Source organism: Bradyrhizobium sp. (assembly GCF_017881085.1).
GTDB lineage: Bacteria > Pseudomonadota > Alphaproteobacteria > Rhizobiales > Xanthobacteraceae > Bradyrhizobium.
On record NZ_JADGRI010000284.1, the window covers coordinates 1 to 7133 of the forward strand.

Genomic DNA, 7133 nt, shown 5'->3' on the forward strand with positions numbered 1-7133 from the left:
TACGACAAGTCCGCCGACGGCCATTACAACCTGATCTCGGCGCTGCATAAGTCGGTGCGCGGCTCCGATCCGGATGCGGCGCTGTATTATCTCGCGCGCATGATGGACGCCGGCGAAGACCCGCTGTTCCTGGCGCGGCGTGTCGTCCGCATGGCGATCGAGGACATCGGGCTGGCCGACCCGCAGGCGCTGGTGATCTGTAACGCCGCCAAGGACGCCTACGACTTCCTCGGCTCTCCCGAGGGCGAACTCGCGATCGCGCAGGCCGTCATCTATCTCGCCACTGCGCCGAAATCGAACGCCGCCTACACGGCGTTTGGCGCGGCGATGCGCACGGCGAAGGAGGGCGGCTCGCTGCTGCCGCCGAAACATATCCTGAATTCGCCGACCAAACTGATGAAGTCGGAAGGTTATGGCGGCGGCTATGAATACGACCACGACACGCCGGAAGCGTTTTCCGGCCAGGAGTATTTCCCGGACGCGCTCGGCCACCAGACATTTTACGATCCGCCCGATCGCGGATTCGAGCGCGAGATTCGGAAACGGCTGGATTACTGGGCGAAGCTGCGCAAACAGCGTGAAGGTTGAATCAATCCTGAGGTTGTATTAGTCTCCGGCTTCTAGGATGGCGGGGGCGCGGATGACAGCGGATTTCCTCATCAAGATCTCGCCCATCATCGGCGGAACCATCCTGATCGCCGTCTGCCTGATCGCGATTTTGCGCAATCCGAGCGTTTCAAACACGTTCGCCGTTCTTTTGGCGTTTGGCGCGTTGCTGTTCGTCATCCCCGCGCTTTCGATCTTCAATTTCAAGGGCCTGGGGATCGAATTTTCCGGCCAGGCGACGACCGAGCAGGTCACCCAGCAAGCGGCAAGCATCAACGCCCGGCTCGAGGACATCAAGTCGGCGCTTGCCGACCTCGGCAGGCGGGTCGCTCCGGCCGCGGCTCCCGCGCCGCCGCCATCGGCGGAATTCGGCACCAATCGCAGCCAGACCGTTATTGTCGTCTACTCCGCCGCGCAGAAGACCCTCGCCAAGCAATTGGAAAACCAATTGCTGAAAAAAGGCTATCAGGCGACGTCCGTCTACTCGGACTATTCGGAGCTCAGTGATGCCAGGAAGGGATCGCCGGGTTCGGTGCGCTTTATGTACAGCGATGCGACGAAATCGGTCGGAGAGTCGGTCAAACAGCTGTTGAAAGCCGATACCGGCAGCCTGGCGCTGCTTCCGGATGACGTGCGTCCGCAGATGTCGGCCGACGCGCAGGTTCTCCTTTTCTGAGGTGTCGTCGTAGCGGCTATTGCCGGTCTGCACGAAATTCGGGATTTCACCGCACCACGGCCCAAGCCAGGCCCAAGCCGTTTTCACGAACGCCATCCCCTGCGCTCCCCTGATTTGTCAGTTATTTCGCCTAACATGGCTGATCCTGCACGGAATTTGTTCCGATTTCGCCGTGACGGTGGACCGCTTTTGCGCTACCCAACGGCTTAATTCGGAGCCGCAACCACCATGAGCCGTCGCGTCAAGAGACCACTGAAGCCCCGGGGCGACCGCCCGAAGGGAGCGAGCCCGTACCGGGGCTCGCAAGCTGAGCGGTCGCAGGCGCATCGCCCCGGCGGCAAGCCGGCTGCGCGGATCGCAGCCTCGGCGCCCCGCGTGCCGAAACCGGCGCCTTTCGTGCCCGAGCCCGCCAAACCCGTTGTCGAGCCGCCGCCCCTGCCGATCAAAGTGCAGACCGTGGTGGTGACGGCGGATGAGAACAACATGCGGGTCGACCGCTTTCTCGAGGCGCGCTTCCCCGGCCTGTCGTTCTCCCACATCCAGCGCATCGTCCGCAAAGGCGAATTGCGGGTGAACGGCAAGCGCGCCGACAGCAAGGACCGCCTGGAAGAAGGCCAGAGCATTCGCATTCCGCCCTTGAAACTCGATGCGCCGCATTTCGCCGGAAGCCTCTCGGAGGCCGCAACCAAGACGCTTCAGGCGCTGAAGGACATGATCCTGTTCGAGGACGCCGACGTCATGGTGCTGAACAAGCCCGCTGGTCTGGCCGTGCAGGGCGGCTCCGGCATCACCCGGAATGTCGACGACATGCTCGAAGTGATGCGCGACGCCAAGGGCCAGAAACCCCGGCTGGTGCACCGGCTCGACAAGGACACCGCGGGTTGCCTGCTGGTCGCGAAGACCCGCTTCGCCGCGACCGCGCTGACCGGCTCGTTCCGCCATCGTTCGGCGCGCAAGGTCTATTGGGCGCTGGTGGCGGGCGTGCCGAAGCCGAAGCAGGGCCGCATTTCGACCTATCTCGCCAAGGAGGAGAGCGAGGACGACACCATCATGCGCATCGCTGCCCATGGCGACGAGGGCGCCAGCCACGCCGTGACCTATTATGCCGTGGTGGAGACCTCGGCGCAGAAACTGGCCTGGGTATCGCTGAAGCCGGTCACCGGGCGGACCCATCAGTTGCGCGCGCATATGGCGCATATCGGTCATGCCATCATCGGCGATCCCAAATATTTCAACAAGGAGAACTGGGAGCTGCCGGGCGGCCTGCAGAAGCGGCTGCATCTGCTGGCTCGCCGGATCGTGATCCCGCATCCGCGCGGCGGCGTCATCGACGTCACCGCGCCGTTGCCGCCGCATATGCTGCAATCCTGGAATTTGCTCGGCCTCGAGGCCGACCGGTTCGATCCGATCGAGAACGCGCCTGAAGAATAATTCATTTGCGGATTGGCGGAGGGATCACGACATACCCTCCATGAAACATACAACGATCGTCTGCGCGATCGCTTCGGCGATCGTCTTCGCAAGCACAGCCTCCGCGCAAATCATTCCACCCGGCGGTTCGCAGTTCAACCCGCCGTTGCCGCCGCCGCCGCCACCGCCGAAGATCGAGGTGCCGGTGATCCCGCAGCTGGACGCGCTGCCGCAGCCGAATTATGCGCCCGCGCCGCAGCCTTCCTTCGGCGAACGGATCAGCAAGTGCCTCGATAACGCCGCCGCCAGCGGGCTGCGCCCAAGCGAGCGCGAGGCGTATTCGCGCTCCTGCGCCAATCGATAATTCAGTTTCGATATTGCGTGAGAAACATCCGCAACGAATCGTGCGGGCTCTCGACGTCCGAAATCACCCAGCCGTCGGGACCGTTGACGAGGATGAAATTCAGCGTGACCGCGCGCCCCTGGTTGGTGAAGGCGGCCGCGACATAGGTCTTGTCGTACTGCCTGCGGAGGATGGAGATGGCGACGGCGCCGATCTTCCAGGTCGGGCTCTGCACCAGAAAATCATAGGGCTCGTGCGTCAGGGAAATCCACGCGGCGCGCAAATTCGGATCGAAGAACTGGCGCGCGGTAGCGGGGTCGTGTGGCAGCCCGCTGGAGAGCTCGGACGACCTGTCGCCGTAATAGGCGTAGACATTGCGGACCAGCGATTCCGGCGAGCGGAATCCGGCCCCGGCGGTCGAGAGGCCGGGGCCCGCAAGCAGAACCAGTAGCGCTGCAAGGAACTTTGTCATCGCCGCTTCGGCTTTATTTGCACCTGTTATTATCATACTCTTGCACATAGTGACCGCTGACAACCGGAAGCCGGGAAGCGCATGCGTGAATTGTTCGAAGAAGTGGCGGGAAAATCGCTGCTCGATCCGGAGGAGCTGGTGCGCCGCGCGGCGCGCACGCCGAAGCGCAACCGGTTTTATGCCAGGGCCGGCGCCGTCGAAGGCAAGGACGGCTTTGCCATCACGCTGGATGACAAGCCGATCCGCACGCCTTCCGGCCGCCAAATGGTGGTGCCCGTCAGGGCGATCGCCGACGCGATCGTCGCGGAGTGGGACGCACAGCAGGAGTTCATCGATCCCCTGACGATGCCGATGACGCGCTTTGCCAACAGCGTCGTCGATGCGGTGGTCGACCGGGTCGACGCCGTGACCGAGGACGTGGCCAAGTATTTCCAGTCCGACCTTCTGTTCTACCGCGCCGGCCATCCGGAGGGGCTGGTGGCGCGGGAAGCCGCGCATTGGGATCCGCTGCTGTTCTGGGCCGCCGATGCGCTCGGCGCGCATTTCATTCTCGCCGAGGGCATCGTGCATGTCCAACAGCCCGAGTCCGCGATCGCGGCGGCGCGGGCGGCGCTGCCCAGCGATCCCTGGTCGATCGCCGCACTGCACGTGATCACGACCCTGACCGGTTCGGCGCTGCTGGCGCTGGCGCTCTTGCGCGGGGTCGTGGATCCCGATCAGGCCTGGGCCGCCGCCCATGTCGACGAGGACTGGAATATCGCGAAATGGGGCGTGGACGAGGAGGTAGCGGCAAAGCGCGCTGCTCGGCTGGCCGATTTCAGGGCCGCCGCCGGCATCCTTAAATCGTTGAATCCGGTGCTCGGTTAACGAGAGGTTTACGACGCTGGGCTAGCGTTCTCAACCCAGCGAGTTCGTAACATGTCGATTTCCGTCACTCCGATCCTTCCGGTGCTTGCCGCCCAAAGCGCGGCGCCGGATCTCGTGCTGCAGCCGGGAAGCGTGGTCGACGCCCAGGTGCTGCAGGTTCTCACCGAAAATCTGGTGCGGATCGCGATCGCCAACGTTTCGATCGACGTGCTGTCGGAAGTCCCGCTTGCCGCCGGCCAGGCGCTGCAGCTTGCGGTATCGCAGACGCCGGACGGTATCAGGCTTGCGGTGGTCGGGCAGGGCGCCTCGGCGGCCGCATCCGGCGACACCGTGACACTGACATCAAGTGCGATCGCCGATGCCGCGGCTCCCTCGGCCACCGCGATGCCCGCGCGGAACGTCCTGACGCCGCTGGAGCGCATCGCCGTCTCGGTTGCGGCACAGAGTGCGGCCGCCCAGCAGGACAGCCTGGCGCCGCTTTTTGCCAATCTCGGCGCCGTCGCCGGGTCGAGCGGTCTTCCGCCCAAACTGCAGCAGGCCGTGATGCAGGTGCTGGCGCAGCAGACCAGCCTCGATCAGAATCTGACCGGCAGCGCCGTCCAAACCGCCTTCCAGAAATCCGGCATCCTGCTCGAGGCCTCGCTGGCAGCGGGATCGGTTTCGCAAGGCTCCGGCATGCCCGATCTCAAGGCCGCGCTGATCGTGCTGCGGCAGACGCTGGTGGCCTCGCTCGGCCCGGCCGGCATGGCTGAACATCTCGCCGCGCCGGCGACTGCCGCGCTGGGCGCCCCCGCTGTTTTCACCTCGGGATCCGCCGTTCCGCCGTCCGCTCCGGCGTCGTCGCCATCGCTGGCGCCATCGCTGTCGCCGGAGATCGAGGCGCAGGAAATTCTGCAGGCGCAAATGCGGGTAGCCGGTGATCCCGCGCAACCCGGCAGCACCGCCCGGATCGTGCTCCCGGAAACGCTGCTCAATGCCGGGCCGCATACGCTGACGGCTGGCGCGGCGCTCAACCTGTTGCAGGAGACGCTGCAGCCGATGCCGCGGATCGTCGGCAACGCCGCGTTGCCGGCGGCAGTGCCGCCAAACGGCCGCGGCGACGACGTCACCTTCCATACCAACACGCCGCCCCCGCCGTTTCGCGGCGCGCTGCCCTCGGCGCAACCGGTGGCCTTACCGTCGATCGCGTCCAACGCGCCGCTGGCGACGACGGCGCATCATCTGCTCGGCGATACCGACGCCGCGATCGCGCGCCAGACCCTGCTGCAGGTGGCCTCGCTGCCCGATCGCGTCGACACCACCGGTCCGCGCGTGGATCCCGGCGTGCCGCGCTGGAATTTCGAAATCCCGTTTTTGACGCCGCAGGGAACCGCGATGGCGCAGTTCGAAATTTCGCGCGACGGCGGCGGCAACGAGGTCGAAGCCGCCAAACGGGTGTGGCGGGCGCGGTTCTCGCTCGACGTCGAGCCGGCAGGTCCGGTTCATGCGCTGGTGTCGCTCGTCGGCGACAAGACCTCGGTGCGGATGTGGGCGGAGCGGCCGGCGACCGCGGCGCAATTGCGCGCGGGCGCGGCGCAATTGAGCCAGGCGCTCAGCAAGGCCGAATTGCACCCCGGTGATATCGTGATCCGCGACGGCGCCCCCCCGCAACCGGCGCCGGCCCGCGCCGGGCATTTCCTGGATCGCGCGCTATGACCGTGGAGACGCGGAACCAGCTCGCGGTCGCGCTGCATTACGACAGAACCGGCGCGCCGCGCGTCATCGCCAAGGGCAAGGGCACGATCGGCGCCAAGATCGTCGAAATCGCGCGCGCCAATGACATCCCGATCGAGGAGAACGAAGTGCTGGCGGGCGCCCTCTCCAACGTCGAAATCGGCGATGAAATTCCGGCCGAACTCTACAAGGCGGTCGCCGAGGTGCTGATCTTCGTGCTGCGGCTGTCGGGACGGATTCGCTAGCCTTTTTCCCGATGTCATCGTTTTACCACGATGTCGTCAGCATCGTCGCTGTCGTCTTTCCCAGCACCGGATGTTGCCAATGATCCATCGCCGCCGTGCGCTCGGCCTGCTAGCCGCCGCGAGCTTGTTGCCGTCGCGCGGCTTTGCCGATGTCGCGCCACAGCGCAGCGAGATCCGCGAAAGCCTGGCCAAGCATTTTCTCGATGTCGGAACCGTCGGAACCTTCGTCGGCTACAAGGTCGACGATTATCTCATCATCGCCAGCGACAAGAACAGGTCGGGCGAGGCGAAGCTGCCGGCCTCCACCTTCAAGATCCCGAATTCGATCATCGCGCTGGAAACCGGCGTGGTCGGCGACCCCGACAAGGACGTCTTCAAGTGGGACGGGGTCGTTAGAAGCATCGAGGCCTGGAACCGCGACCACACCATGCGCAGCGCGATCGCCGCATCCGCCGTGCCGGTCTATCAGGAGATCGCCCGGCGCATCGGCGCGGAGCGGATGCAGAAATACCTCGATCTCTTCGAATACGGCAACCGCGACATCGGCGGCGGCATCGACCAGTTCTGGCTGACGGGCAATCTGCGCATCGATCCGGTGCAGCAGGTCGATTTCGTCGACCGGCTGCGGCGCGGTGTGTTGCCGGTCGCAAAACGCAGCCAGGATCTGGTGCGCGATGTATTGCCGGTCAGCAAGGCCGGCGACACCGTGATCCGCGCCAAGAGCGGTCTGCTCGGCGCCGAAATCGGCAAGCCGACGCTGGGCTGGATGGTGGGCTGGGCCGAGAAGGGCGACGCCCGGAC

The 7133-nt window shown here is 65.1% G+C and carries 8 protein-coding genes and 1 pseudogene; 8 read left to right on the top strand and 1 reads right to left on the bottom strand.

Translation table 11 applies throughout. The features are described from left to right. From QZ213_RS21970 to QZ213_RS21985, 4 genes and pseudogenes are all read left to right on the top strand, one after another. A pseudogene (locus QZ213_RS21970) lies at positions 1-588 on the top strand (replication-associated recombination protein A); the annotation flags it as partial. Between the two features lie 52 nt (positions 589-640). Further along, a complete protein-coding gene (locus QZ213_RS21975; protein WP_291688196.1) occupies positions 641-1282 on the top strand; it encodes a hypothetical protein in 642 nt (213 codons plus the stop codon). A 228-nt stretch (positions 1283-1510) separates the two neighbouring features. Next, positions 1511-2713, top strand: a complete 1203-nt coding sequence (locus tag QZ213_RS21980; RefSeq protein ID WP_291688197.1) for an RluA family pseudouridine synthase — start codon at positions 1511-1513, stop codon at positions 2711-2713. A gap of 40 nt (positions 2714-2753) precedes the next feature. Then, positions 2754-3056 (top strand): hypothetical protein, encoded by a 303-nt coding sequence (locus QZ213_RS21985; protein WP_291688198.1) that lies wholly within the window; start codon positions 2754-2756, stop codon positions 3054-3056. Between the two features lies 1 nt (position 3057). Here QZ213_RS21985 and QZ213_RS21990 read toward each other — a convergent pair whose 3' ends face one another. Continuing rightward, positions 3058-3507, bottom strand: a complete 450-nt coding sequence (locus tag QZ213_RS21990) for a hypothetical protein (RefSeq protein WP_291688199.1) — start codon at positions 3505-3507, stop codon at positions 3058-3060. Between the two features lie 81 nt (positions 3508-3588). Here QZ213_RS21990 and QZ213_RS21995 point away from each other — a divergent pair, with 81 nt between their 5' ends. From QZ213_RS21995 to QZ213_RS22010, 4 genes are all read left to right on the top strand, one after another. Then, positions 3589-4374 carry an ATP12 family protein gene (locus QZ213_RS21995; RefSeq protein WP_291688200.1) on the top strand — a complete coding sequence of 262 codons (786 nt, stop codon included), beginning with the start codon at positions 3589-3591 and terminating at the stop codon, positions 4372-4374. Between the two features lie 51 nt (positions 4375-4425). Next, positions 4426-6069 (top strand): flagellar hook-length control protein FliK, encoded by a 1644-nt coding sequence (locus QZ213_RS22000; protein ID WP_291688201.1) that lies wholly within the window; start codon positions 4426-4428, stop codon positions 6067-6069. Beyond that, positions 6066-6332 (top strand): EscU/YscU/HrcU family type III secretion system export apparatus switch protein, encoded by a 267-nt coding sequence (locus tag QZ213_RS22005; RefSeq protein WP_291688202.1) that lies wholly within the window; start codon positions 6066-6068, stop codon positions 6330-6332. The genes QZ213_RS22000 and QZ213_RS22005 overlap by 4 nt, the downstream gene beginning before the upstream one ends. Before the next feature lie 79 nt (positions 6333-6411). Further along, positions 6412-7133 (top strand): penicillin-binding transpeptidase domain-containing protein (locus QZ213_RS22010; protein WP_291688203.1); only part of this gene is annotated, 722 nt, incomplete at its 3' end.

What these genes read in the sequence shown, in the direction of transcription:
- QZ213_RS21995 (WP_291688200.1), top strand. Translation starts at nt 3,589, where the DNA reads ATGCGTGAATTGTTCGAAGAAGTGGCGGGAAAATCGCTGCTCGATCCG.
- QZ213_RS21975 (WP_291688196.1), top strand. Translation starts at nt 641, where the DNA reads ATGACAGCGGATTTCCTCATCAAGATCTCGCCCATCATCGGCGGAACC.
- QZ213_RS21980 (WP_291688197.1), top strand. Translation starts at nt 1,511, where the DNA reads ATGAGCCGTCGCGTCAAGAGACCACTGAAGCCCCGGGGCGACCGCCCG.
- QZ213_RS22000 (WP_291688201.1), top strand. Translation starts at nt 4,426, where the DNA reads ATGTCGATTTCCGTCACTCCGATCCTTCCGGTGCTTGCCGCCCAAAGC.
- QZ213_RS22005 (WP_291688202.1), top strand. Translation starts at nt 6,066, where the DNA reads ATGACCGTGGAGACGCGGAACCAGCTCGCGGTCGCGCTGCATTACGAC.
- QZ213_RS21985 (WP_291688198.1), top strand. Translation starts at nt 2,754, where the DNA reads ATGAAACATACAACGATCGTCTGCGCGATCGCTTCGGCGATCGTCTTC.
- QZ213_RS21990 (WP_291688199.1), bottom strand. Translation starts at nt 3,507, where the DNA reads ATGACAAAGTTCCTTGCAGCGCTACTGGTTCTGCTTGCGGGCCCCGGC.